The following is a 26,354-nucleotide window of genomic DNA, read 5'->3' on the forward strand; positions in this document are numbered from 1 at the left end:
CCATAAGTCCCGCTTTTTCACCGTTTTGCCCTGTCGCGGGCACCGTTTTCGGTCGCAGGCTTGACCATGATCGGTGCCACATCCTATCTCCATCGGTAGAGGCTGCGTGGCATGGCGCAAGCGGCAGGACATCGGAACGGCGGCATGGTCAACAAACTGAGCGGCAGCGGGTTGCAGCGCCAGATCATTTTCTGGCTGCTGTTCCTCGCAGGCTTCATCGCCTTCCTGATGGTTTTCAGCACGATCCTCCTGCCGTTCATTGCCGGCATGGCGCTCGCCTATTTCCTCGATCCTGTCGCCGACCGGCTGGAGCGATTGGGCATGAGCCGGCTGACGGCAACGATCGTCATCCTCATCGGCTTCATCTTTCTGTTTGCCCTGTCGCTGGTCGTCATCATTCCCATCATCTTTACCCAGGCGTCGGAGTTCATCGCCAAGATGCCGGGTTATGTCGCCAGACTGCAGGAATTCCTGACCAGCCCGGACACAGCCTGGCTGCCTGACTGGATTTCGAGCCAGATGGACACGATCAAGCAGAATTCCGCCAAGCTCCTGGAGCAGGGTGCGGGTTTCCTCGGGACGTTGTTCCAGCAATTGTGGAATTCGGGCATGGCGCTGCTCGACATCCTCTCGCTGTTCATCATCACCCCTGTCGTCGCCTTCTATCTGCTGCTCGACTGGGACCGGATGGTCGACAGGGTCGATAGCTGGGTTCCACGCGATCACGTCGCTACGGTTCGCCAGATTGCCGCCGACATGAATACGACGATTGCCGGCTTCGTGCGCGGGCAGGGGTCGCTCTGCATCATTCTCGGCCTGTTCTATGGTCTGTCCTTGACCGTGGCCGGGCTGAACTTCGGGCTGCTGATCGGCCTGTTTGCCGGAATGATCAGCTTTATCCCCTATGTCGGCTCGTTGGTGGGGCTTGTGCTTGCCGTCGGCGTGGCACTCGTCCAGTTCTGGCCGGACTATCTCAATATCGGCATCGTGGCGGCGATATTCTTTGCCGGACAATTCCTGGAAGGCAATATCCTGCAGCCGAAGCTCGTTGGCAAAAGTGTCGGCCTGCACCCGGTCTGGCTGATGTTTGCCCTTCTGGCATTCGGCGCGCTGTTCGGTTTCGTCGGCCTGCTGGTCGCGGTGCCGGCAGCAGCGGCGATCGGCGTGCTTGTCCGCTTCGGGATCGGGCGTTACCTTGACAGCACGCTCTATCACGGCCATCGCCACATTCTGACCATCGAGCCGGAACACAGGCAGCCAGAGAAGCATCCAGAGTAAACAGCGTATGGTCCGCAAGTTCGAACAATTGCCGCTCGTTTTCAAGCACGAGCCTCAAACCGGTCGTGACGATCTTCTGGTGTCCGAGCGCCTGACAGCGGCCGTTTCCATCATCGACAGCTGGCCGCGGTGGCCGTCACCAGTCGTCATCCTGGCGGGGCCTGTCGGTTCCGGTAAATCGCATTTGGCCTCGATCTGGCGAGAGCGCAGCAATGCCGTCGCCATTCATCCCACTGCTGACAGCGATTCCGCCGAAGTCGCATCGATAGGTCCGGTTCTGTTCGAAGATGCCGATCGCCAGGGCTTCGATGACCGGGCACTTTTTCACGTAATCAACAGCGTGCGTGAAAACGGCCAGAGCCTTCTCATCACCAGCCGCCTCTGGCCGATGTCCTGGCCGGTCGAACTGCCGGACCTGCGGTCGCGGCTGAAGGCCGCAACGGTCGTGGAAATCGGCGAGCCGGATGACGAATTGCTGGCGCAGGTTCTCGTCAAGTTGCTTGCCGATCGCCAACTCGCGGTCGATGATCGTCTGATCGGTTACATCGTAGCGCGCATGGAGCGTTCGCTTGAAAGCGCTCAGACGATCGTCGAACGTCTGGACCATCTGGCGCTTGCACGCGGGACGCGCATCAATCGTGCCCTCGCGCTGGAAGTGCTGGATAGCATTGGAAAGACACGCGAAATCGATTGACTGTCACAGTTCCGTCGTCAAATTGGGCTAGCTGCTTCGAGAAAAGCCAAGAAAAAAGGGCCGGGGGACAATGGATACATCGACATCACCAGCGAATGTGAACACTCCGGTGGCCGATGAAATCGACCTGCTGACAAGCCCCGACCGCTTCATTAACCGCGAATTTTCCTGGCTGCAGTTCAACCGACGCGTTCTTGAAGAGACGCTGAATACGGCCCATCCGCTTCTTGAGCGCGTGCGCTTCCTGTCGATTTCCGCCGCCAACCTCGACGAATTCTTCATGGTGCGCGTCGCTGGTCTCGAGGGCCAGGTGCGCCAGGGTGTGCTTGTCCGCAGCCCGGACGGAAAGACGCCGGCCGAGCAGCTTGAAGACATCCTGAAGGAGATCGACAACCTGCAGATGGAGCAGCAGGCCTCACTGGCCGTTCTGCAGCAATATCTCGCCAAGGAAGACATTCTGATCGTCCGACCGGTCTCGCTGTCGCAGCAGGACCGGACCTGGCTTGCGAACGAGTTCGAGCAATCGATTTTCCCGGTCCTGACGCCGTTGTCGATCGACCCGGCGCATCCGTTCCCGTTCATTCCCAATCTCGGCTTCAGCATGGGGCTGCAACTGGTCAGCAAGCGCGGCCGCGAGCCGATGACGGCTTTGCTACGCCTGCCGGTGGCGCTGGACCGGTTCATCCGGTTGCCGGACGCCAAGTCGGTAATCCGCTACATCACGCTGGAGGATGCCGTCAGCCAGTTCATCGAGCGGCTGTTCCCCGGCTACGAGGTCAAGGGCTCCGGCACCTTCCGCATCATCCGAGACAGCGATATCGAAGTGGAGGAAGAGGCCGAAGATCTCGTTCGTTTCTATGAAACGGCGCTGAAGCGCCGCCGGCGTGGGTCGGTCATCCGCATCGAGATCGATTCTGAAATGCCGCTGGAATTGCGCCATTTCGTCGTGTCTGAACTCAACGTGCCGGAAAACCGCGTCGCGGTTCTGCCCGGTCTTCTCGCTCTCAACACGCTGTCCGAAATCACAAAGGCGCCGCGCGACGATTTGCGCTTCGAGCCGTACAATGCGCGATTTCCCGAGCGTGTCCGCGAACACGCCGGAGACTGTCTCGCTGCCATCCGCGAAAAGGACATGGTCGTCCACCACCCCTACGAAAGCTTCGACGTGGTGGTCCAGTTCCTTCTCCAGGCTGCGCGCGATCCTGATGTTCTGGCGATAAAGCAGACGCTTTACCGCACCTCCAACGACAGCCCGATCGTTCGCGCTCTGATCGACGCGGCCGAGGCCGGTAAGTCGGTAACAGCTCTGGTCGAATTGAAGGCGCGGTTTGACGAAGAGGCCAATATCCGCTGGGCACGCGATCTCGAGCGCGCCGGCGTACAGGTCGTGTTCGGCTTCATCGAACTGAAGACCCACGCCAAGATGTCGATGGTTGTGCGCCGCGAGGAAGGCAAGCTTCGGACCTATTGCCACCTCGGCACCGGCAACTACCACCCGGTCACAGCGAAGATTTATACCGATCTGTCCTTCTTCACCTGCAATCCGGATATTGCCCATGACATGGCCAATATCTTCAACTTCATCACCGGCTACGGCGAGCCGGAGGAGGGGATGAAGCTGGCGATTTCGCCACATACGCTGCGTCCGCGAATCCTCCAGCATATCGGCGAGGAGATTGCCCATGCAGAGGCCGGACGTCCTGCATCGATCTGGATGAAGATGAATTCGCTGGTCGATCCGGAGACCATTGACGCGCTCTACCGCGCCAGCCGTGCGGGCGTGGAAATCGATCTGGTGGTGCGCGGCATCTGCTGTCTGCGGCCGCAAGTGCCGGGATTGTCCGATAATATCCGGGTCAAGTCGATCGTCGGCCGCTTTCTTGAGCATTCGCGCATCTTCTGCTTCGGAAATGGGCACGGGCTTCCATCCGAGCATGCGCTCGTATATATCGGCTCCGCGGACATGATGCCGCGTAATCTGGATCGGCGGGTGGAGACCCTTGTGCCTCTCACCAACCGGACCGTGCATGAGCAGGTGTTGTCGCAGATCATGCTGGGAAATCTTATCGACAACCAGCAGAGCTACGAAATTCTGCCGGACGGAACGTCGCGGCGCATGGAAGTGGCCAGGGACTCCGAACCGTTCAATACGCAGGTCTATTTCATGACCAATCCCAGCCTTTCCGGGCGGGGCGAGGCCTTGAAATCCAGCACGCCCAAGGTAATTGCCGGCTGGAAAAGCGGTCGCAGAAGATAAAAGCGGAATGGCATGGTAGAATCTGAAGCCCAGGGGCGTTTGCCTGGAATTGCCCCGGTCTCCGTCGTGGATATTGGGTCGAACTCGATTCGACTGGTCATCTATGAAGGATTGAGCCGTTCTCCGGCCGTTCTGTTCAATGAAAAGGTGATGTGCGGGCTCGGCAAGGGCATCGACGCGACCGGCCGCATGGACGCCGAGAGTGTCGAGCGTGCGCTGAAGGCCCTGCACCGCTTCAAGGCGCTGTCGACCCAAGCGCGCGCATCGACGGTCTTCGCGCTGGCAACAGCTGCGGCTCGTGATGCCTCAAATGGACCGGACTTCATCCGCCGCGCCGAAATCATTCTCGGCCAGAAAGTTCGTGTACTGACCGGTGAGGAGGAAGCCTATTTCTCCGCCATGGGCATCATCAGCGGTTACCACGATCCCGATGGCATCGTCGGCGATCTCGGCGGTGGGTCGCTCGAACTGGTCGACGTGATCGGCACGAAGATCGGGAAGGGCATCACGCTGCCGCTCGGCGGCATCCGGCTTTCGGAACACGCCGAAGGATCGATCGTCAAGGCCCGCAGCCATGTCCGACGCTACATGAAGGGTGCCAGTGTTCTGGAAAAAGGGGCAGGGCGAACCTTTTATGCGGTCGGCGGTACCTGGCGGTCGATCGCCAAGCTGCATATGGAACTGCGCAATTACCCGCTCCACATGATGCAGGGCTATGAAATCTCCTACGACGAGGCCATGGCCTTTCTGCCGGAAATTATCGAACCGAAGGATACAAGGGCCCCAGCCTACGCCCATATTTCGAAGAGCCGCCGCAATCTCCTGCCTTTCGGCGCCATCGCCCTGCAGGAGACGATCGCCCAGATGAAGCCGGCGCGAATCTCGTTCTCGGCGCTTGGCGTTCGCGAAGGCTATCTGCTTTCGCTTCTATCCGACACCGTTCGCGCCCATGACCCGCTCCTGACAGCAGCGCGCGAAATCGCCATCCTGCGCGCCCGTTCCCCCGAACATGCGCGTGAACTTGCCGATTGGAGCGGCAAGGTGGTGCCGCATTTCGGCATCACCGAAACGGAGGAAGAGGGACGTTATCGCCAGGCTGCCTGTCTGCTGGCCGATATCAGCTGGCGCGCCCATCCCGATTACCGCGGCCTGCAGGCGCTGAACATCATCGCCCACAGCACATTCTCCGGCATCACCCATGCCGGTCGCGCCTATATCGCCCTTGCAAATTACTACCGGTTCGAAGGGCTGAACGATGACGGGGCCACCGAGCCCTTGGCAGCCATCGCGACGCCGCGCCTGCTGGAACTCGCAAAGCTGCTCGGAGGCCTGCTCAGGGTCGTCTATCTCCTGTCGGCATCCATGCCGGGCGTGGTTCGCAATCTCGACATTCGTCCATCGAAGGCCGCTGATTTCGATCTGGAATTCGTTGTTCCATCGGCCTATTCGGAGTTTGAGGGAGAAAGACTGGAAGGGCGCTTGCAGCAATTGGCAAAGCTGACGGGCAAGCGGATCGCGTTCCGGTTCCTTTAGGCTAAACTTGATCCGGATTTTCTCCGGCATGGGAGCGGCGATGTCGTTGCGCGAGAGTTTTCTTTCCGCGCCTGCGTGGTTGATTGCCCAAAATACAAGAATTTTTCAACAAGACGCGATGCCAAGTTTGGATGTCGCTGCCGGATTCTATTTGAACCAAAGTATACATGGCTGGGCAGCAAAGTGCATCTGGAGGTTTTTTACAGTGGAAACCGCGTAAATTGTTGCGGAGCCTATCTCGCTAACACAATTCATGGTAATTGAGTGGCCGTTGGAAAGCATGCCAACCGAGTTTCGAGGGAGCGAAAATCATGCCAACTTTTACACTGAAATCACTAGGCGGGCGCGGCGCCGATCTCAGCCAATACGACATAACTGATCTTGCGACATATGACTCGTGGACGGGAAGCTCCACGTTGGTCAAGTTTTTTGATGACGCACTCAACTATACGCAGTTCACGGGCACTGGCATTACGGCCAAGGTCAGCGGCGGGCGTTTGCAGGATGTCACGGCTGGTACGATCCAGTCCTTCACGCTTGTCGTCGCCGGGGTCAAGGTGATCTCCGTGACGGGGCTCAACCTGTCGGCCGTTACGCTTTTCGACTTTTATCAAGCTCAAAATCCGCTGGGTGCCGTCAATTACATACTCGGGGGTGACGATACGATCCATGGCACCGAGTTGAAGGATGTCCTTGCGTCGGGCAATGGGAACGATCGCATTCTGGGGAATGGTGGCAGCGACATTCTGAGCGGCGACGCCGGTAATGATTCACTGCTCGGGGGTGACGGCAACGACGCGCTCAATGGTGGTACCGGCAATGACCGGCTTTACGGCGACGCGGGTACGGATACGCTTCGAGGCAACAGCGGCGACGATACGCTTTCCGGTGGCGCTGCGGACGATTCACTTTACGGCGGTGCCGGCGTGGATACGCTTGAGGGTGGTACCGGCAATGACAAGATCTTCGGTGACACGGAAAATGACCGGTTGGTCGGCGGATCTGGTAATGACACGCTTGATGGCGGCACCGGCAACGACCGGCTTTACGGTGACGCCGGCGTGGACACGCTTCTTGGCGGCACCGGCAACGACATAATGGCGGGCGGGACCGACAACGATACGCTTCGTGGCGGTGTCGGCGCTGACACTCTCGAAGGAGAGGCGGGTAACGACAAGCTTTACGGCGACGAAAATGATGACCGTGTCCTCGGCGGTGACGGGAACGACACGGTATACGGTGGTACGGGCAATGACGGGCTTTATGGTGACGCGGGCATCGACCGACTTATCGGCGGTCTTGGCAGTGACCGGCTGTATGGTGGCGCCGCCGCAGATACCTTTGCTTTTGCGACGATTGGGGATTCGACGGTCGCAGCGTCGGGCCAGGATACGATTTACGATTTCAAGCAGTCGGAACTCGATAAGATCGACCTGAAGTCGATCGACGCGGACGAGACAATCGCTGGAAACCAGACGTTCAGCTTTATCGGAACCGCTGGGTTCCATGGCGATGCCGGTGAGTTGCGTTATGCCAAGACGACAGCACGCACTTATATTCAGGGCGATGTCGATGGCGATGGTACGGCAGATTTCCAAATCTGGATCAATTCCCTCGTGACCCTCAAGAGTGCCGACTTCATTCTCTGATGCAAAGATGAAATCGGTTTAATTAAAAATAGGCCGGGCGAAAGCTCGGCCTATCTTTCGTTGACCGCATATCTGAAGTTCAGCAATTCACGAATCTCGAGTGGCGCGAAATCATTGCAGCCGAATTGTGGAGCGAACCGCAGTCGTGTGCCGGCGGTAGCACTATCCCAACCGAAAGCTATCGGGTCGTCTGCGGTTGTTGCTGTCGCGGTACTGTCTTTGCTTTCTGCGACCAGATATGCTTCGGCCATATAGTAGTTTTTCCAATATTTGACGTTTGATGGAGGATGTTGATGGCAACCTTTACGTACGCGGACCTCGGCGGCGGAATTGATATGACGCTGACGACGACGGATGGGGTTTTGGGCTACAAATTCTGGAGTGCCTCGTCGACATCTTTGAAGCTGTACGACAATTCTTCGAATTACACTCTGTTTACAGGCAGCGGGCTCAAGGTGACCTCAAAGTCCGGCACGCTGACCGATATCACCGCCGGCACGGTAACCGGCATCAAGGGCGTGACAGCTGGGAAGGTCGCGGTGACGGTTACCGGCCTGAGCGTTTCGGCGGTTAAACTCGGCGATGCGGTCTTCGCGCACGATGATGCTGCCTTTCTGTCCGTGTTGCTCGCCGGCAATGATACGATCAACGGAACGGCCTATGGCGATGGCCTGCTGGGTGGGGCCGGAAACGACATCCTGAAAGGCAATGGCGGTGATGATTCGCTGATGGGGGCAATCGGAGCCGACCAGCTCCTTGGCGGTACAGGCTTTGATACGGTTTTTTACGTCGCAGCGACAAAGGGTGTCGTGGCCAGCCTTGCGAAGCCCTCGCTCAACACCAATGAGGCCAAGGGAGACACCTACTCATCGATCGAGGGTCTGGTTGGATCGCGCTTTGCCGATAGCCTGACCGGCAATAGCGGGGCCAATTACTTGTCGGGGCAGGCCGGAAACGATGTCCTCGACGGAGGGGCCGGCGATGATGCGCTGGCGGGAGGCGCGGGCGCAGATACGCTGCGTGGCGGCGATGGCCGGGACATGGTCGACTACGCCTTTGCCACGAAGGGCGTCGTCGCCAGCCTTGCCAAGTCTTCGATCAACACCAATGACGCAAAGGGTGATATCTATTCCTCGATCGAGGAGTTGCAGGGCTCCGAATTTTCCGACAAGCTCTACGGCAACGGTTCTGCCAATGGACTGGCAGGGCTCAAGGGAAATGACGTCGTCGATGGTGGTGGTGGCAATGACATCATCTATGGTGACGCCGGCGCCGACGATCTGACCGGCGGTACCGGTAAGGATACGTTCGCGTATTTTGCCGCCTCCGATTCCAAGGTCGCCGCCTCCGGCCGTGATACGATCTTCGATTTCTCCGCCAGCCAAGGCGACAAGATCGATCTGTCGGACATCGACGCGATCAGCAAGAGCACCAAGGACGATGCGTTCACCTTTATCGGCACCGCTGCGTTCCACGGCAAGGCGGGTGAATTGCGCTACGTCAAGCAGAGTTCCGACACCTATGTCTACGCTGACATCAACGGCGACAAGACGGCGGATTTTGCTATCCATTTCGATGATGCACTGACTCTCTCCAAGGGTTATTTCGTCCTCTGACGGCACTTGAAGGCAACAAAAGGCCCCGCAACGCAGGTTGCGGGGCCTTTTTTCTTGAGGCTAGTCGATGCTTACTTCGCGTTCAGGAACTCGCCGACCTCGAGCAGGACGAATTCATTATCGTCGGCCTTGTCGAGCGCGCGGCCAGCCGAGAACGGCAGGTTGTTGTCGTTTCCAACGATGATGTGGGTGTCATCGACGCGGTCGACATTCTCGATGGTAACGAAGGGCATGTCGTAGAAGCCGTCGCCGCCGCCCTGGCGCTTCTTGTTGTCGGGATCGGCGATCTTCAGAAGGTCGATATAGCCCATCTTGCGGACTGCCTTGCCGGCGTTGGCATCGGTCATCTCGATCTTGTAGACGCGCTTGACCTTGGAGCCGACAGCAAAACAATCCGGCTTCGGTTCCTTCGGATTGGCGCAGGCCTTGTCGACGGTGCCGGCGCCGTTGTCCCGCTCGATCACCAGCGCGGTCGTCTCGTCGAGCATGTTGAAATCGCCGATCGCTTCGCCACCTTCGGCCAGCGGATAGAGCCAGCTACGGCCGGTCCAGGCCTTCGACGCGACATCGAGTTCGATGATCCTCAGCGCCGGGCGGCCGTCTGCCTGTTCCACGCTCTCGGCATCAACCCAAAGCGGACCTTCGAGCAGGCCATAAAGCTTGCTGCCGTCCTTCGACAGTGCGAGGCCTTCGTAGCCGCCGGAGCGCTTGACGTTGAAGGCCGGAACCGGCTTGGTCGGATCGGCCTGTGTCGTCAGCGTCGGATTGTCGGGCGAGAGGACCGGCTTGTCGTTGACGGTTGTCGCAATGACGTCGGTCAGTTTGCCATCCAGATCGAACTTCAGGATGTAGGGACCGAATTCCTCGCCGACCCAAAAGCCGTCGGCAACGGGCTGGATCGATTCGACGTCGAAATCGGCGCCGGTCAGATAACGCTTCGTGGCACCTTCCATAACTGTCGGGAAAGGGGCCTTTTTGTCGGGATCGGTCAGGAAGATGGTCTTCAGCGCTTCGACTTTGCCGTTTTCCCAGTCGATCTTGATGTTGTGCAACATCAGCATTGTGTCGGTCGAATTCAGCTTGGCGCCGAAACCATTGTCCGACAGGCTCCAGAACGTGCCGTCCGGCATGGCCTTGATGCCGGAAAAACCCTGCATCGGCTGACCGTCGAACGGCAGCGACAGGCCGGTCAGGCGCACGCCGTCCTTGCCGGGCACGGTGCCGAGCGTCTCGGTGCGTTTGCGATCGGCGGTGGTGAACTTGCCCGATGTCTTCAGGTACTCGGCCGCATCGGCGGGCGCCGGAATGATCGTGTTGGCCGGCAGCACCGCGTGGGCGGTGAGCTTGGCCGGGAAGACCTTGTCTTCCGCCAAAGCGCCGGTTGTCATCAGCAGGCAAAGTGCTACGGAAGCAAAAAGAGCGTTTTTCATCCTATCCCCATTCGAGCGGTTAATTGAGACATTCCGCTTAGCAGGGGATTGATGTCGATGAATTGACGACGGGATGAAGCTTTGGTGACGGGCCTGGTGACTGTTTACTCAGCCGGCATCCGCAATTCAAAGGGCGCGATGACCGGAGCGAGTTTACGCCCGGCGAGCGACATCACCCCGAGCGTCTGTCCGCGCCCCTTGACGGCGTGCGTGCCGAGATCTTCCAGCGCGAAGGCCTCGGGCACCTTGATACGCTGGGCGAGTTCTGCCGAGATCAGCACCTGCCGGTTCAACGACTTGCACAGCGCTTCCAGCCGGGAGGTCGTGTTCACGGTATCGCCGAAATAGGTGATCTTGTGCCGGTCGATGCCGATTTCGGCCGTGATGATGGGGCCGCCGTGAATGGCCGCGCGCAGGCGCGGCACTTGACCGAACTTCTTCTGCCAGGCTTCGGCATTGGCCTCGATGTCGTCGATAATGTCGAAAACACAGCGGACACACCGGGCATGCTTGACCCCGCGCTTCAACGGCCAGGTGACGATCGCAGCATCGCCGACATAGTCGTCGATCGCGCCCTTGTAGCGGCGCACGGGCTCGGCAAAGGCGGCGAACAGGGCCTTCAGGAACTGTTGGGCGCGCAGGTCGCCGTGCCGTTCGGCATAGGAGGTCGAATCGGCGAGATCGATGAACAGGAAGACGCGCTCTTCCGCGACCGGCGCGCGGTAGCGGCTGATCAGCATGCTGGTGAACACATCCCTGCCCAACAGATCGCGAACCCTGAGAATGAAGACGATCAGCGCGCAGACGGCCAACGCATAGAGGAAGACGTTGAACGGCATGACCAATTGGTCGATGGACGTTCGTGGTGTCAGATATCCCAGCCATGAGAGCAACGAGGCTGCAGCGGCATAGCCGACGCTCATCAGGATTTCGTAGATCACAAGAGCGGATATGATGAAGGCGACCGTCGGCAGCTTCTCGATCCGCCTATAGAGTCCACGCAGCAGGATACGGCGCTCGAATGCGATCATCGGCACGCCCATGGCAACCGAAAACACGACGCCGATAATCTTTGGTTCGTCGGGGAAGACAACCATGCCGTAGAGAACACCACTGAGCGCCATGCCGAGCGTGATCAGCAGCCAGTTCTCTGTCGGGGATATTTCTCTCATGATTCCAGCTCCGCTCCCCCGGTGCTCATACGCATTGAGCCAAATGGGTAGAGCGGGTCAAGCAATTTCATGTAACGGTTTATGACGAGTTTGAGAGGTTCGCCCACCGCCCGGGCGTCATGCCATGGGTTTTCTTGAAGTGGCGGGTGAAGTGCGCCTGGTCGGCAAAGCCGGTTTCGAGCGCGATTTCGACGAGGCTCCGGCCGCTGCCGATCATGCCGCGCGCCCGCTCCAGCCGCCGCATGACAAGGTAACGATGCGGGCTTGTACCGAGGCTCGCGCGAAAATGCCGCGCCAGGGTGAAGCGGTCGAGACCGCTGATTTTTTCCAGTTCGCCTGATGTGACCTGCCGTTCGGATTGCGCCTGCAGATAGTCACAAACGCGGCGAATGGCGGCCGAATCCGTTTTGCCGCCAACCTTTCCCTTGGCGCTGTCGGCATGGCGCAGCAGCCCGTCGGCCATCCGGGAGAGAATGTCGTGCAGGTGGAGATCGCCGATTTCACCGTCGAGATCCTGCATCGCATCGGCAAGGCTTTCCGCAAAGGCGCGGTCCGCCACAACCGGTGAGGCGACGAAGGGCAGGCCGGCGCGACGATCGCCCAAGGCATCGATCAGCATTTCCGGCGGCAGGTACATCATCCGGTAGCGGAGGCCTTCATCGGTTGCGGCACCGCCGTCGTGCACCTCGTCCGGATGCAGCACGATGACATTGCCGGGCTGGCTGTAGCGCACGATGCCGCGATAGCTGAAGGTCTGCACGCCGCGCAGGGTGAGGCCAAGCGCGTAAGTGTCGTGGCGGTGCGGCTCGAAGGCATCGCCATGAAACTGCGCCTCGATCCGGGCAATGCCACCGGATGCCGGGGCGATTCGGATGCTGTCTGAGGTCACCGGCATGCACGAACGTTCAAGATCGCCCGCGCCATTACGGGCTATGGAGCCCTCCGACGTTACAAGCATCCTGTTTCCAAGAGTGGAGTTGGCATTCATGTTTGAGACCAAATTTGCAATCGTGTTGCGCGACGACCTGGCCGTCTGGCAGAAGTTGAACGTGACGGCGTTCCTGACCAGCGGGATCACCGCGCAGAAGCCCGGCATCATAGGAGAAGTCTACCGCGATGCCGATGGCAACGTCTACAATCCCTTGAGCATCCAGCCGGTCATCGTCTTGTCCACCGACCAGGAGACATTGGGCAAGATCCATCAGCGGACGCTGGAGCGCGAGGTGACGTCCTCGCTTTACATCGAGGAAATGTTTGCGACCGGCCATGATGCGGCGAACCGCGCGGTGTTCGCGCAATTCGGCCCAGCCGATGCCAAGGTCGTCGGCATCGCTGTGCATGCGGACAAGAAGCTCGTGGACAAGATTACCAAGGGCGCAAAGATGCACCCATGATCGGGCAGCGGATTACAGTTCCACCGCTTCGATCTTGCGATCAACGAAGCGCAGCGCGACTTCACCGTTGATGAGCTTGAGGGCGGTTTCGCCGAACAGCTCACGCCTCCAGCCCTTGAGAGCGCCGACGTCGGCCTTCGGGCCTTCGGCGGCAATGCGTTCGAGATCTTCGCTGTTGGCGATGATCTTGGCGGCGACGCCCTGCTTTTCGGCAATCAGCTTGAGCAGCACCTTGAGCATTTCGCTGGCGGCTTGGGCACCTTCGGGAGACTGGCTCTGGCGTGGAACCTTCGGCATGTCGGCCTTCGGCATCTCGATAGCGGCGTTGACGGCTTCGAGGATCGCGGTGCCGGAGGCGGAGCGTTCCCAACCCTTTGGAATGGTGCGAAGCCGCGACAGGGCTTCGGCATCCTTCGGCTGTTGTTGTGCGATCTCGTAGAGGCCGTCGTCCTTGAGGATCCGGCCGCGCGGCACATTGCGGTTGCGGGCCTCGCGCTCGCGCCAGGCGGCGACCTTCTGGAGAACGGCCAGTTCCACCGGCTTCTTCAGGCGCATCTTCAAGCGCTGCCAGGCGTCGTCCGGATGGATGTCGTAGGTTTCCTTGGCTTCGAGGATCGCCATTTCCTCGGTCAGCCATAGCGAGCGGCCTTCGCGCTCGAGCTCGGTCTTCAGATGCAGATAGACGTCGCGCAGATGGGTGACGTCGGCCAGCGCATAATCCAGCTGCTTGTCCGAAAGCGGCCGGCGGCTCCAGTCGGTGAAGCGCGAGGACTTGTCGATATGGACGCCCTTGATGCGGCTGACGAGCTGGTCATAGGAGACGCTGTCGCCAAAACCGCAGACCATGGCAGCGACCTGCGTGTCGAAGATCGGATGCGGGATCAGCTTGCCGAGATTGTAGATGATTTCGATGTCCTGGCGCGCAGCATGGAACACCTTGATGACGCTGGTATCGGCCATCAGTTCGAAGAAGGGCGTCAGATCGATGTCCTTCGCCAGCGGATCGACGATGACGGCGATGTCCGGCCCGGCCATCTGGATCAGGCAGAGCTGGGGCCAGAAGGTCGTTTCGCGGAGAAATTCCGTGTCGATTGTCAGGTACTGCCCCTCGGCCAGCGATTTGCAGGCGGCGGCAAGCTCAGCGGTTGTCTCGATCATTAAACTTCAATCACTGTGGCGGAAATGCGGCGTTAAAACTCACCCGATGTATCCCTTCATGCCCGGTGTCACAATCGAAAAAGCTCAGGCGACCCGGAAATATCCGGTCATTCCGGTCTTCTGATGCTCGATAATGTGGCAATGGAGCAGCCAGTCACCGGGATTGTCGGCAACGAGACCGAGTTCTGCCTGCTCGTCAGGCTGGAGCAGGATCGTGTCGGTTGGCGGCGGCAGGATTTCACGCGTGTTGGACTTCAGAACGCGGAAGGTCATGCCGTGCAGATGGATCGGGTGGGCATGCGGCGTACGATTGCGCACCTGCAGGACATAGCTCTTGCCGAGCTTCAGTTCCGAGATAGGGGCGACGGGATCGGGCGTATCGCCTTGCCACGTCACCTTGTTGATGGCCCAGAACGTGTAGCCGATCGTGCCGCAGATGCTGGGAGCCGGCGCATGTTCGGCGGTGGCGGTGAAGTCCAGCGGGATTTTCTCGGCTGTCGACAGGTCGGCTTCCGCGATCGGATTGGCAGGCAGCGGCCGGACATCCCGAATGTCCCGCTTGAGCGATGGGCCGGTTGCCGTGATCGAGGCGATCGTAAACGGGCTCGATCCGCGGAAATTGCCGAGCTTGACCACTGCGCCTTCGTCGTCCGGCATGCGCACGATGAGTTCGACACGCTGCCCGGGTCCGAAATCCAGCCGGTCGAGCGGGAAGGGGACCTCGACCGAATTGCCGTCGAGCGCCACAACCAGCGCCGGCGCTCCCTCGATGCCGAGCATGTAGATCCGCGTCACATCCGTTGCCGCCAGACGGACGCGCACGAGCCCGCCGGCTGGCGCCTGATGCGCGGGTTCCTGTTGCCAGTTTGCGGTGCGAACGGTGCCGTAAGTGCCGCCGCGGGCCGCGTCTCGAGGCTTGAAGGGTGGTAGGAATTCGCCAGCCTTGCCCAGCCGCCAGTCACGCAGATTGAGCACGATCTCAGCATCGAAAACCGGGTCGTCCGGGTTTTCGACGACGATCACCCCGGTCAGGCCGTGGCCCATTTGCGTCAGCGTGTTGCAATGGGGGTGATACCAGAAGGTTCCGGCATCCGGCGGCGTGAAGGCATAGTCGAAACCATCGCCGGGATAGACATAGGCCTGCGTCAGTTCCGGCACGCCATCCATGGCGTTGGGAAGGCGAATCCCATGCCAATGGACCGTCGTCGGCTCATCCAGCGCGTTGAGGAGGCGGGCGGCGAAGGGCTCGCCCTTCTTCATGCGAAGGACCGGCGGCATGCCTGACGTCGAGTCATTGCCCAGGCCATAGGTCATGACCTGGGGCGTGGGGCCAGCCGGCACCAGGTGGGCTTCGGTGAATTGCGCCTTAAGCAGAACCGGTGTCGGTGCGGCAAGACCATTTCGGGCCGCGAAACCGGCGCCGAGCGAGAACGAGGCAGCGGCGGCAGCCGATCCTTTCAAAAGCGTGCGGCGGCTGATGATCGGCATGGCAGTGTCCCGGCTATGTGGCTTTGTATCCGTTCTTAAACTTGATGATGGTATTCAGCAATTGGCGGGAATGCGCATCTTGCCGCAGCCGTTAGACGTCCTTCTTCTCGTGGGGTGCCGCGGCCAGCTTGTTGAAGAAGGCGGAGGTGCGCAGGAGATTGCGAAAGCGCATGGTGCGCTGGCCGGTTGGGACAGCACCGCGCGCCATCATCCGCTGCAGCGTGTAGACCATGAAGATGGCAAGCACGGCTGCTGTGTAGACGAAGAGTGCCTGCGGCCCGAAATGATCCAGCAGGACGGAGGCGAAGAGCGGACCGATGATGGCACCGAGCGACCAGAAAAAGAGCATGCCAGCCGAGACCAAAGCATGCTGGCCTTCGGCGGCATGATCGTTGGCATGGGCCGAGCAGAGCGAATAGAGTGGCATGGCAAAGGCGCCGAACACGAAAATGCCGATGAAATTTCGCCATTCGCTGCTGCCGGCGGCAAAGGCGAGAAACAGCCCGGCGAGCAGCGAGCCGAAGGTGGCAACGAGGATGATCAGCCTGCGGTCGAGACGGTCGGAATAGATGCCGAGCGGATATTGCAGAACCACGCCGCCGATGATCCCAACGCTCATGAAGGTGGCGATCGCGGTGATCGACAGGCCGATGCCCTCGGCATAGATCGGCCCGAGCGAGCGGAATGTCGAATTGGTCAGGCCGACGACGATGCAGCCGATGGTGGCCAGTGGCGAGATATTCCAGAGCGCCTTGACGTCGAACTTGATGGCTTCCGGCACACCGGGGCTCGAGCGGTCGGCAAACGAAATCGGCACCAGCGACAGGGTCAAGGCCATCGAGACGATGGCGAAGAGCTGGAATCCCTCGATGCCGACTGTCGGGATCAAATACTGCGCCGCCGTGACGGAGCCGAGATCGACAAGGCGGTAGATCGACAGCGTGCGGGCGCGGTTGGCGTTGGTCACCCGCGCATTCAGCCAGCTTTCGACGGTGGCAAACAGGCTGGCAAAGCAGACGCCGGCGACAAGCCGCATCAGGAACCAGAACCAGGGATCGATCAGCAGCACCATGGCGATCGACGCGGCTGATGCGATTGCGGCCATGGCCGAGAAGGTGCGGATATGGCCTATGGAGCGCAGGATGCGGGTGACATAGATGCAGCCGACGGCAAAGCCGATATTGTAGCCGGTGCCGACGAGGCCGATGACAGATGTCGAAAAACCCTCCTCCAGAGCACGCAGGGAAATATACGTCCCCTGCAGCCCGTTGCCGCCGATCAGAATACCTGCGGTGACGAGAAGCGGGATGAGGGGACGAAGCTGCGACATGAGGGAAAAATCCGGATTTCGGCCGCGACTCGGAAGGATTTTTGAGCGCTACAGCGTTGTATCCCCCTCGCAGGAGCGAGAACAGCGCGAAATCGCCGGATTTTGCCGCTTGGCGGCTGATTTGACAAAATGGAGGCGTGCCGCCGCTACACGGCCGTGAGCCGGTCACGCCCGGCGCGCTTCGAGCGGTAAAGTCCATCATCGGCGCGCTGCAGGATTTCTTCGCAGGCAATGTCCTTGGCGGTGAATTCGCTGAGACCGCCGCTGATGGTTACCGGGTGGTTCAGTGTCCTTGTCAGATCGGCCGAGATGCGCCGGCGGAGACGGTCGGCGACGGCAAGTCCCTGGTCGCGCGCCATCAATGGCATCAGGATCACGAATTCGTCGCCGCCGAGGCGTGCGGCGAAATCGCTGCCGCGCAGCACTTCCTTGCAGGTATTGGCGATCGAGACGAGGACCTTGTCTCCCTCCGGATGACCGTGCACGTCGTTGATCGTCTTGAAATTGTCGACGTCGAACATCAGTGCGACGGTGGGGTTGGCATCCTGCTGGAACAGCTGGAACCGGGCATCGAGAACGTCGATCAGCTTGCGCCGGTTGAAGAGGCCCGTCAGCGCGTCCGTTTCGCTCTGCAGGCGCAGTTGCGTCTCGATGACGTTTCTTTCGGTGATATTACTGGCCACCCATACCACGGCCTCTTCCCCATCGACAGCAAAGTCGAGTGCCTGGATTCGGCCCTCGAACCAGATGGGATGACCGGGGCCGGTATCTTCCAAGCCCTTCACGTCGCTTCCCGCCAAGCTGTATTCGACGATATGCAGGGCGCGGGTCGCAAGCGCGTGCCGGATTTCATTGATGAACCATTGTGCCTTGTCGACGTTGAGAACGTCGAACACGGTCTGGCCGACGAGCGAACTGCCGTCGTGATAATAGCGATGGTCGGCTCCACCGAAAATTGCGCCATAACGGCCGCTCTCGGTCAGGATGAAGGCCGGGTCCGGCAGGGCCGAAAGGATGAAATAGAGTTGCTCCCTGGAGAAGACCGTGCCGATTTCCTTCTTCGGGATCAAAGCGAGAAGGCTTGGTGAAGCGCTCATGAGTTCTGTTCCCGAAGGTGTGTGTGTCATGCCGTGTCTGGCACATAGGCGGGCTGTGCGTGTATCGGTGTGGCGAAACGTTAGCCCGAAATCCCTTCCAAAGACTCAACGCGGCGGAATGGCATGCACGCCTATGGTTGCGTTTCCCGCCATCTTTCTGAAGGGATTGGCATCCGGGACGAGGTTCGCAACGACCGCTGGCCTTGACAAATCGGCCCCATCATGCGCTTTTCCGCCCGATTTTGACGCTGCCGCAGCGCGCTTTGGCGTGGCCGCGCGGCCCTCGGTTCCAGGATAATATCATGCATCGTTACCGCAGCCACACTTGTGCCGCTCTCCGCAAAGCCGATGTCGGCCAGACCGTCCGGATTTCCGGCTGGGTTCACCGTGTCCGCGACCATGGCGGCCTGCTGTTCATCGACCTTCGCGACCATTATGGCATGACGCAGATCGTCGTCGATCCCGACTCACCGGCTTTCAAGACCGCCGAGACCGTTCGCGGCGAATGGGTCATCCGTATCGACGGTGCGGTCAAGGCGCGTTCCGACGAGACCGTCAACAAGCTGATGGCGACTGGCGAAATCGAACTCTATGCGCAAGAGATCGAGGTTCTTTCTGCATCCAAGGAACTGCCGCTGCCGGTCTTCGGCGAGCCGGACTATCCGGAAGATATCCGCCTCAAGTACCGCTTCCTCGACCTGCGCCGCGAAACGCTGCACAAGAACATCATCAAGCGCAGCCAGATCATTTCCGACATGCGCAACCGGATGAACTCGGCCGGTTTCGCCGAATATTCGACGCCGATCCTGACAGCGTCCTCGCCGGAAGGCGCGCGCGACTTCCTCGTGCCGAGCCGTATTCATCCAGGAACCTTCTTCGCCCTGCCACAGGCGCCGCAGCAGTACAAGCAGCTTCTGATGGTTGCCGGTTTCGACCGCTACTTCCAGATCGCGCCGTGCTTCCGTGACGAAGACCCGCGTGCCGACCGGCTGCCGGGCGAGTTCTACCAACTCGACCTGGAAATGAGCTTCGTCACCCAGGAAGACGTCTGGAACACGATGGGTCCGATCATGACCGGCGTGTTCGAGCAGTTCGCCGAAGGCAAGCCCGTGACCAAGGAATGGCCGCGCATTCCTTATGACGAAGCGATCCGCAAGTATGGTTCCGACAAGCCGGACCTGCGCAACCCGATCGTCATGGAAAACGTCACCGAACATTTCGCCGGTTCCGGCTTCAAGGTGTTCGCCAACATGATCGCCTCGAACCCGAAGGTCGAAGTCTGGGCGATCCCTGCCAAGACTGGTGGCAGCAGAGCCTTTTGCGACCGCATGAACGCCTGGGCACAGTCGCTTGGTCAGCCCGGTCTGGGCTACATTTTCTGGAAGGAAGAGGACGGCAAGACCGCAGGCTCCGGTCCGCTCGCCAAGAACATCGGCGAAGAGCGTACCGACGCCGTTCGCGCCCAACTGGGCCTCGAAGCGGGCGACGCCTGCTTCTTCGTGGCCGGTGAACCGTCGAAATTCTACAAGTTTGCAGGCGAAGCCCGCACCAAGGCCGGCGAGGACCTGAACCTTGTCGATCGCGAGCGCTTCGAGTTGTGCTGGATCATTGACTTCCCGTTCTACGAATGGAGCGAGGAAGACAAGAAGGTCGATTTCGCCCACAACCCGTTCTCGATGCCTCAGGGTGGTCTCGAAGCCCTGCAGACGCAGGATCCGTTGACGATCAAGGCCTATCAGTATGACGCCGTCTGCAACGGCTTCGAAATCGCATCCGGCTCGATCCGTAACCAGTCGCCGGAACTGATGGTCAAGGCGTTCGAACTGGTCGGCCTGTCGCAGAGCGATGTCGAGGAGCGCTTCGGCGGCATGTACCGCGCGTTCCAGTACGGCGCGCCGCCACATGGCGGTTGTGCTTTCGGTATCGACCGCGTTGTGATGCTTCTGCTCGGCGCCAAGAACCTGCGCGAAATCACGCTGTTCCCGATGAACCAGCAGGCGCAGGACCTTTTGATGAACGCCCCGGCGCCGGCCATGCCGAAGCAACTGATGGAACTGTCGTTGCGTGTCATTCCGCCGATGAAGAAGGACTGACGAAGTCAGTCACCTCAATCGGATACGCTTGCGGCCGCCTCCGGGCGGCCGTTCTGCTTTCAGACGGCGCCCGGGGGAAGACGGTTGTCGAGAAAGTACCACTGTTCGAGATGGGCGCGGATAATCGGCTCGACCACCGCGTTGATGAAGACGATATCATCCATCAGCGTATCGGCCTTGCCGTCGGCAGGCGGCAGGCTGAAGGGCTCCACGCAGTGGAAGATAAACCGCGCCTGGTGAGTGCGCACACAATAGATCGGAGCGATCTTTGCACCGGTCATCCGGGCAAGCCGGGCGATTACCGCCATGTTGCATTCGGTTGTCGGGGGGCGGCCGAACAATGGTCCGCGCACGACGCCGCGAAAACCCTCGTCGCAGAATTGTACGATGACGCCGCCCGATTTCAGTTCCTTGAACGCAGGGCGGATGCTGGCATATCCTGAGGGCAAGAGTCTGAGCCCGGCCTTGCTGCGGACGCGTCTGGTGATCCAGTTGCGGCCCCGTTGCGGTGGTGGCGCGAAATTGACGTTCGGCACCACGCCCATTTCGACCAGCTCCGGTGCCATGATCTCCCAGTTGCCGAGATGCATGGCGGCAAGGATGACCGGGCCTTCCCGGACGGCTTCGAGCATCTTCTCCGTTCCGACGCGCTGAACACGCCGGGGTCTGGCGGCGGCAATGCGCATCAGGACCGAATATTCCGCCACGAACCGCCCCTGCGCATCGCAATTGGCGATGAACATGGCGTCGCGCTGTGCATCGGTGAGATCCGGGCGCAACCGCGCGAGATTGGCGCGCGCGCGCTTTTCCTGCTGCTTGAATTGGCGTGGAATGGTGTAACGGCTGTAGCGTGCACCGAGATCGGAACAGGCATCGATGGGCAAAATCTTCAGGGCGAAATAGACGGAGATGTCCAGCGCGTTGCTTGGCCCTTCCTTGAACCAGTAGCGATAGAACTCCTGCCGGCCTTCCGGTCCCCGGAACAGGGCGGCAAGGCCCGGGCGGGGGGAATGTCCCTCGTAGACCCAGACCTTGCGCTGGCCGGCATTTTCCCGCGCCATGAATCCATTCCTCCTAACGACGATGCAGGGTTACCGGCATTCCCCCGCGCGGCCGCAATGTCAACTGGTAAACCGCTTCGACCTTGTGGCCTTCCTCTACCCGGACACGGAAGCGCTGGGCGATCACCGCGAGGCAGAGGATGGCTTCGGTCAGGCCGAATTGCAGCCCCGGGCAAAGCCGTGGTCCGCTGGCAAAAGGAATATAGCTGTAGGGCGCGGGACGCCGGCCTTCCAGGAAACGCTCCGGGCGGAACTGGTGGGCTTTGGGAAACAGGGCTTCGGTTCGGTGCAGGAGCCATGGTGCGATCATGATGAGATCGGCACGCTTGATTTCATATCCGCCAATCTCATCGGTCGCCTTTGCCTGTCGCGCCAGGATCGGGACGGGAGGATAGAGTCTCAGCGCTTCCTCCACCACGGCGCGGCACCATTCGAGTTGATCGACATGCTCGATCGACGGTGCATTGTCACCGCAGACACGCGCGATTTCATCGTGGATGGCCGTTTCCACCCATGGCGCACGCGACAGGAGATACCAGATCCAGGTCAGCGTCGCGGCGGTGGTTTCATGCCCGGCCATGAAGATCGTCGCGGCCTCGTTACGCAGGGCAACAACGTCGAGCTTGAGTTCCGGATTGCGCTGCTGCCGGCGCACGAGCAGGTCCAGCATCGAACTGTTGTCTCCCTTGCCGGCAATGTGGTCCTCGACCACCTTGTCGATGACACGGTGGATCCGGCCAACGGAGCGCTTCATCGAGGGCGTGCCGAGCAGGGGCAAGCCTTCGTCAAAACCGAGGAAATAACCGAGATTCACCGAATCGACCAGCGACTGGTAGCTGGTGAAACCTTCGGTCACTTCATTTGCGCCATCCGGGCCGAGATCATTGCCGAAGACGCTGCGCGCGATGATCTCGGCCGTCAGTCCAGCCATTTCGTGGAGCATGTTGACACGCGCTCCCTCGCCGAGCGAGCGCCAGCGCTCGGTCATTTCCAGCGCCGTATTGGTCATGATGCCGCCGAAGGCCGGCACGCGGTTCTTGTGGACGATATCGGCGACCAGCGGGCGGCGCTGCTTCCAGATTTCGCCGTCGGAAATGAACAGGCCATCGCCGAGCAGTTTTTCCAGGGCACGCCGCATCTGTGGGCTCTTGCGTTCGAAATTGTCGTGTCGGGTCGCGACGACATATTTGATGGCTTCAGGCGCGTTGACGACTGTGATCTGGCGATTGAAAATCCGCATCGTCCCGATGCCGACCTCATAGTGCTTCTTGCGGAAGACCGCGAGCAGGTTGGCGCGCGCTTGCAGAATCAGCTTGATCTGCCGGTTGCCGGGACTGTTGTAATAGGCCGGATGAGCGGGTTCGAACTCGCGCCTGGTCGTATTCAGCCGCTCGACGGACGCATTCGTTGGGTTAAGCCAGTCGAAAAGCCTGCGCAACGTCCCCTCCGGTGCGACTCGTCATAGACATCTGATCGCGGGAATCTCCCTTTGTGCCATAAGGCGAATTGGCCCGGATCATAGCGATATCAGGAACATGGCATGTTCGTCGTCGAAGAGTCGAGGGACTTCGCAACCCACAACCGTCCCGGGCGAATTTCGGCAGCGATCTCCCGGGCGATCGCTCCTGTTTCCGTATCTGCATTTTGCCTGAAAAGCGCCCCCAAAGCGGCGATATTCCGCGCGTAATCGGCCTTAATGCACTCTTAACGATAGTGGGCCGGCACCTACCCAGCCGGTTTCAATGTCTGGGGGTTTGGACATGACCGATATACAATCGAACCCGGAAGGCAATTCCGGAGAACCGCAACCCGTTTTTCTTTCTCAAACATCCGACAGGGCAGGGACGGTTCGCACCGTCTTGTCCTCGCCGGGTGTCAAGTTCATCATGATCGGCTTTATTTCCATGGCCCTTCTCATCCCGACCTTGCTGGTGTGGGGGCTGGTGGAAGAGCGCGGCAAGCGGGCAGAGGAGGTTTCCGCCCGGATCGCCACGGGATGGGGCGGGCCGCAGATTTTGAATGGCCCCTATCTCGCCGTTCCTTTCGAAGTGAACCGCAACCAGACCATTGATGGCCGCATCGTCTGGCAGACGGTCACGGAATGGGCGCTGCTGATGCCCGAAACGCTGAACGTCGACGCCAAGCTGGCGACGGAAGAGCGCAGGCTATCGATCTACACCTTGCCTGTCTACAACGCCAAGATCGGCGTCACCGGCCGCTTTGCGCCCAGCATGACGGAAAATCTCCGGCAGATGGAGGGCAAGCCCGATCTGGACCGGGCCATCCTCGTCATGAGCATCGCCGATATCACCGGGATTCGCTCGGATGCCGGCGTTCGAATCGATGGTGGGCCGCTGATGCCGTTCGATCCCGGCATGAAAGTCCTGTCTTCCGTCATGCCCGGCAATTTCGACAAGTATAGTTCGCCAGTGAGAATCGATTCCGGAGTCAATCGCCCCATCGTCCGATCCCTTGTCGAGAACGGCTTCAACTTTGCGATTGATCTTTCGCTGAACGGTTCAGGCAGTTTCGCGATTGCACCGGCCGGTCAGACGACGCGCTTCTCCGCCGAGGCAAACTGGCCGCATCCCGGTTTCGAAGGCCTGTTCCTGCCGGAGGAAAAGACGATCGACGACAAGGGCTTTTCCGCCAAATGGACAATTCCCTATCTCGCTCGTGGCGTCGATCGCATCGTCGCGGGACCCGTCCTGCCGCTGACCAACAGCCTGATGACGGTGAACATGGTGGAGCCGGTGAAGTTCTACCAGGTCGTCGCCCGGACGCTGAAATACTCGATCGGCTTCTTCTCGGTGGTCTTCCTGGCCGTCTTCATCATCGAGTTGAAAAGCGCCCGCAAGGTCCACTGGATCCAGTATGTTCTGACCGGGCTGGCGCTGGTGGTCTTCTACGTCCTGCTTCTGGCGCTGGCCGAGCATACTGGCTTCGAGATCGCCTATGTTCTGGCGTCGCTGTCGACAGCCGGACTGATCTCAACCTATGTCGGCTCGGTGACGGGTAGTGTCGGGCGTGGCGGCGTCCTCGCGGCTGTGCTCGTGGCCGCCTATGCGATAATGTACCTGATCCTGCGGGAGGACGAGTACGCCCTGTTGGCCGGCGCGCTCATTTCCTTCGTGACCATCGCTGCAACGATGTTTTCCACCCGCAAGGTGGATTGGTCGGGTGGCGGCAAGGCGGGCTGAGAAAGCTTTTCCGTGGATTTGGCGAGAGAGAACCCGGCCTCGGTTGCCGGGTTCGAGTCATCTCGGCGGTGGTGGCGTTTGACAGCGCCGAGGTTAAAGTTGGGAACTTTCTCTGCGTCGATCTGTTGTCCGGGCATCGAAAGCAAGGAGAAAGAACATGCGCAAGACATTCATGCTCGCATCGGCTGCTCTGATGGCGCTGTCGACGACCGCCTTTGCCCAAAGCACCGTGATCGTTGAAGAGCCCGGTGCCGTCCTCGTCGATCCCGGCGTGACGAACTCGACGGTGGTGGAAGTCCCGGGCGAGGTTCGCACCTATGTGCTGGATCAATCGGCACCCTCAGTCGTCTATGACGGTGATGTCGTCGTTGGCACCGCGCTCCCTGATACGGTCGACCTTCATGTGGTCCAGGGCTATGACGACTATGCCTACACCGTCGTCAATGAGCGCCGGGTGATCGTCAATCCGCAGACCCGCGCGGTGATACAGGTTCTCGAGTAACCCAAGCCCAATCAAAAAAGCCGCGGACATCGACACGACGTCCGCGGCTTTTTCTGTTTACGAGAAGACTATCAGTCGTTCGCAGTCACCTTGACGCCGAGAACGCTCGGAACGGTGTTCGGAGCACCCATGGCAGCACCAATGATCATCGGGAACGGAACGGGCTTGGCCGGCTCGGCCGAGACCGTCAGGCTTTTCGGCGCGTCGAGATAGGCGTTGACGGCGGTCGAGACCTGGTTCTGCAGTTCCGGTACATTGAGCTGCGCCATCATCAACGGCACCATGCCCTTCAGCGACTGGGCAAGCTGGTCGCCGGTGACGCCCTGCTGTGCGCCGATATAGTCGAGCACGCGCTTGGTGATTGTCGCGTCGTCGAAGCGAACGGAGGCGCTGTTGAAGCTCAGCTGCTGGATGAGGCCCATCATGGCAAGGCCGAGCGCCTGATTGGCCTCTTCCTTGTTCGGATTGGCTTCCTGAGCCTTCATGGCCTCCTGGACGGCCTTCATGAATTCCATCGTATAGCCGGAAATGTCGAGGGCGAGGGCCAGACGGCCGACATTGGTGAAATCGAAGGCATATTCCTCGAGCGAAACGTTGCCCGTGGCAATTTCCCAGCTACCCTTGATCGTCATTTCGCCGGCGAGTGTCTTCAGGCCCAGCTTTTCAATAGCATCCTTGGCCTTGGCGTCCTCGACGTCGGAGAGGTCGGCCTTGATGCCGGAAAGCGTGGCATCGAAATCGAAGCCGGCGTCGCTCTCCTGCTTTGTCAGGTTGGCTTCCGATTCTTCCATCGAGAAGACCTGCTTGCCCTTGGCGGTCACGGTGACCGGGCCAGTCGATGCCGATTCGTACAGCAGAATGTCGTTGACGGTGCCGCCATTCGGATTGCCCGGAATGTTCAGGCCGCCGAGCGTGATGTCCTTGGCGGTAAAGGCAGTGTCGTCTTCCTTGACGTCGACATCCGGAAGGCTCACGGTTTCGACATAATAGCCGCCGTTGTCGGTTTCCTCGACGCCTTCAAGCGTGACTTCGCCGACCTTCAGGTCCTTGCCCGGTGCCGCGGCTGACTTGACGGTGACGCCCGTGAGGGTGACCGTCGTGCCATCGACATTGACGCCTTCATAGGCGACCGTCGCGCCGCTCGAGCCGGAAGCGGCATTCAGCTTGGTGACGAGGTCGGCGCCGTCGAGTGCGAAGGCCGGGCCGGACAGGCCGATGAAGGCGGCGCTCGCGAGCATCAGACGGAGGTGGCGGGTAGACGTCATGGGGCGGTTCCTTTGTTGTAAAGGTTTAATTTCGAAGGCATTTCTAATACGGATTAAGGCCGAAATATATTCGAATTCGCTTCCGGAGTCATGTTTTGTGCCGCCGCTCATTTTCGGCATGACGGCGCAGTGAAAAA

Annotated in this window: 21 protein-coding genes; 11 read left to right on the forward strand and 10 right to left on the reverse strand. The window is 60.0% G+C overall.

The features are described from left to right. Nucleotides 1–144 precede the first annotated feature (144 nt). The 6 genes from ASG68_RS27420 (at nucleotide 145) to ASG68_RS32835 (ending at nucleotide 9,027) form a co-directional block, all read left to right on the forward strand. On the forward strand, nucleotides 145–1,278 hold the full coding sequence (locus tag ASG68_RS27420; protein WP_156373802.1) for an AI-2E family transporter: 1,134 nt from the start codon (nucleotides 145–147) through the stop codon (nucleotides 1,276–1,278). 7 nt (nucleotides 1,279–1,285) lie between these two features. After that, nucleotides 1,286–1,972, forward strand: a complete 687-nt coding sequence (hdaA, locus tag ASG68_RS27425) for a DnaA regulatory inactivator HdaA (RefSeq protein WP_062576290.1) — start codon at nucleotides 1,286–1,288, stop codon at nucleotides 1,970–1,972. A gap of 70 nt (nucleotides 1,973–2,042) precedes the next feature. Then, nucleotides 2,043–4,229 (forward strand): RNA degradosome polyphosphate kinase, encoded by a 2,187-nt coding sequence (locus tag ASG68_RS27430; RefSeq protein ID WP_062576291.1) that lies wholly within the window; start codon nucleotides 2,043–2,045, stop codon nucleotides 4,227–4,229. Between the two features lie 12 nt (nucleotides 4,230–4,241). Beyond that, on the forward strand, nucleotides 4,242–5,762 hold the full coding sequence (gene ppx / locus ASG68_RS27435; RefSeq protein WP_062576292.1) for an exopolyphosphatase: 1,521 nt from the start codon (nucleotides 4,242–4,244) through the stop codon (nucleotides 5,760–5,762). Nucleotides 5,763–6,073: 311 nt separating this feature from the next. Continuing rightward, nucleotides 6,074–7,411, forward strand: coding sequence for a calcium-binding protein (locus ASG68_RS27440; RefSeq protein ID WP_082478324.1), 1,338 nt, complete (start codon nucleotides 6,074–6,076; stop codon nucleotides 7,409–7,411). Between the two features lie 293 nt (nucleotides 7,412–7,704). Continuing rightward, nucleotides 7,705–9,027: a calcium-binding protein gene (locus ASG68_RS32835; protein WP_062576295.1), complete on the forward strand. Its 1,323-nt coding sequence runs from the start codon at nucleotides 7,705–7,707 to the stop codon at nucleotides 9,025–9,027. Nucleotides 9,028–9,098: 71 nt separating this feature from the next. Here ASG68_RS32835 and ASG68_RS27455 read toward each other — a convergent pair whose 3' ends face one another. The 3 genes from ASG68_RS27455 to ASG68_RS27465 form a co-directional block, all read right to left on the reverse strand. Beyond that, nucleotides 9,099–10,457 carry an esterase-like activity of phytase family protein gene (locus ASG68_RS27455; RefSeq protein ID WP_062576296.1) on the reverse strand — a complete coding sequence of 453 codons (1,359 nt, stop codon included), beginning with the start codon at nucleotides 10,455–10,457 and terminating at the stop codon, nucleotides 9,099–9,101. Between the two features lie 104 nt (nucleotides 10,458–10,561). After that, complete coding sequence (locus tag ASG68_RS27460) at nucleotides 10,562–11,629, reverse strand: adenylate/guanylate cyclase domain-containing protein (RefSeq protein ID WP_062576297.1); 1,068 nt, start codon at nucleotides 11,627–11,629, stop codon at nucleotides 10,562–10,564. 79 nt (nucleotides 11,630–11,708) lie between these two features. Then, a complete protein-coding gene (locus ASG68_RS27465) occupies nucleotides 11,709–12,524 on the reverse strand; it encodes an AraC family transcriptional regulator (RefSeq protein ID WP_062576298.1) in 816 nt (271 codons plus the stop codon). A 91-nt stretch (nucleotides 12,525–12,615) separates the two neighbouring features. On the opposite strand from ASG68_RS27465, the gene ASG68_RS27470 reads away from it, so the two are divergent. Further along, complete coding sequence (locus tag ASG68_RS27470) at nucleotides 12,616–13,023, forward strand: DUF2000 family protein (RefSeq protein WP_062576299.1); 408 nt, start codon at nucleotides 12,616–12,618, stop codon at nucleotides 13,021–13,023. 12 nt (nucleotides 13,024–13,035) lie between these two features. Here the strand turns inward: ASG68_RS27470 and rnd are convergent, their stop codons facing one another. The 4 genes from rnd to ASG68_RS27490 form a co-directional block, all read right to left on the reverse strand. After that, nucleotides 13,036–14,181, reverse strand: a complete 1,146-nt coding sequence (rnd, locus tag ASG68_RS27475; RefSeq protein WP_062576300.1) for a ribonuclease D — start codon at nucleotides 14,179–14,181, stop codon at nucleotides 13,036–13,038. A gap of 84 nt (nucleotides 14,182–14,265) precedes the next feature. Continuing rightward, nucleotides 14,266–15,669 (reverse strand): multicopper oxidase family protein, encoded by a 1,404-nt coding sequence (locus ASG68_RS27480; protein WP_062602681.1) that lies wholly within the window; start codon nucleotides 15,667–15,669, stop codon nucleotides 14,266–14,268. A 91-nt stretch (nucleotides 15,670–15,760) separates the two neighbouring features. Continuing rightward, nucleotides 15,761–16,999: an MFS transporter gene (locus tag ASG68_RS27485; protein ID WP_062576302.1), complete on the reverse strand. Its 1,239-nt coding sequence runs from the start codon at nucleotides 16,997–16,999 to the stop codon at nucleotides 15,761–15,763. 146 nt (nucleotides 17,000–17,145) lie between these two features. Then, nucleotides 17,146–18,096 carry a GGDEF domain-containing protein gene (locus tag ASG68_RS27490; RefSeq protein ID WP_062576303.1) on the reverse strand — a complete coding sequence of 317 codons (951 nt, stop codon included), beginning with the start codon at nucleotides 18,094–18,096 and terminating at the stop codon, nucleotides 17,146–17,148. A 302-nt stretch (nucleotides 18,097–18,398) separates the two neighbouring features. Here ASG68_RS27490 and aspS point away from each other — a divergent pair, with 302 nt between their 5' ends. Further along, nucleotides 18,399–20,189: an aspartate--tRNA ligase gene (gene aspS / locus ASG68_RS27495; protein WP_062576304.1), complete on the forward strand. Its 1,791-nt coding sequence runs from the start codon at nucleotides 18,399–18,401 to the stop codon at nucleotides 20,187–20,189. Between the two features lie 59 nt (nucleotides 20,190–20,248). Here aspS and ASG68_RS27500 read toward each other — a convergent pair whose 3' ends face one another. Further along, complete coding sequence (locus tag ASG68_RS27500) at nucleotides 20,249–21,250, reverse strand: lysophospholipid acyltransferase family protein (protein WP_062576305.1); 1,002 nt, start codon at nucleotides 21,248–21,250, stop codon at nucleotides 20,249–20,251. 13 nt (nucleotides 21,251–21,263) lie between these two features. Continuing rightward, nucleotides 21,264–22,688, reverse strand: a complete 1,425-nt coding sequence (locus tag ASG68_RS27505; RefSeq protein ID WP_062576306.1) for a cytochrome P450 — start codon at nucleotides 22,686–22,688, stop codon at nucleotides 21,264–21,266. A 102-nt stretch (nucleotides 22,689–22,790) separates the two neighbouring features. On the opposite strand from ASG68_RS27505, the gene ASG68_RS32075 reads away from it, so the two are divergent. The 3 genes from ASG68_RS32075 (at nucleotide 22,791) to ASG68_RS27515 (ending at nucleotide 24,952) form a co-directional block, all read left to right on the forward strand. After that, nucleotides 22,791–22,937 (forward strand): hypothetical protein, encoded by a 147-nt coding sequence (locus ASG68_RS32075; RefSeq protein ID WP_156386334.1) that lies wholly within the window; start codon nucleotides 22,791–22,793, stop codon nucleotides 22,935–22,937. 73 nt (nucleotides 22,938–23,010) lie between these two features. Continuing rightward, nucleotides 23,011–24,450 (forward strand): cell envelope integrity protein CreD, encoded by a 1,440-nt coding sequence (gene creD, locus ASG68_RS27510; protein ID WP_082478330.1) that lies wholly within the window; start codon nucleotides 23,011–23,013, stop codon nucleotides 24,448–24,450. Between the two features lie 157 nt (nucleotides 24,451–24,607). Continuing rightward, nucleotides 24,608–24,952 (forward strand): DUF1236 domain-containing protein, encoded by a 345-nt coding sequence (locus ASG68_RS27515; RefSeq protein ID WP_062576307.1) that lies wholly within the window; start codon nucleotides 24,608–24,610, stop codon nucleotides 24,950–24,952. A gap of 71 nt (nucleotides 24,953–25,023) precedes the next feature. On the opposite strand, the gene ASG68_RS27520 is transcribed toward ASG68_RS27515, so the two are convergent. Beyond that, nucleotides 25,024–26,217, reverse strand: coding sequence for a hypothetical protein (locus tag ASG68_RS27520; RefSeq protein WP_062576308.1), 1,194 nt, complete (start codon nucleotides 26,215–26,217; stop codon nucleotides 25,024–25,026). Nucleotides 26,218–26,354 lie beyond the last annotated feature (137 nt).

The organism is Rhizobium sp. Leaf453 (assembly GCF_001425605.1).
GTDB lineage: Bacteria > Pseudomonadota > Alphaproteobacteria > Rhizobiales > Rhizobiaceae > Pararhizobium.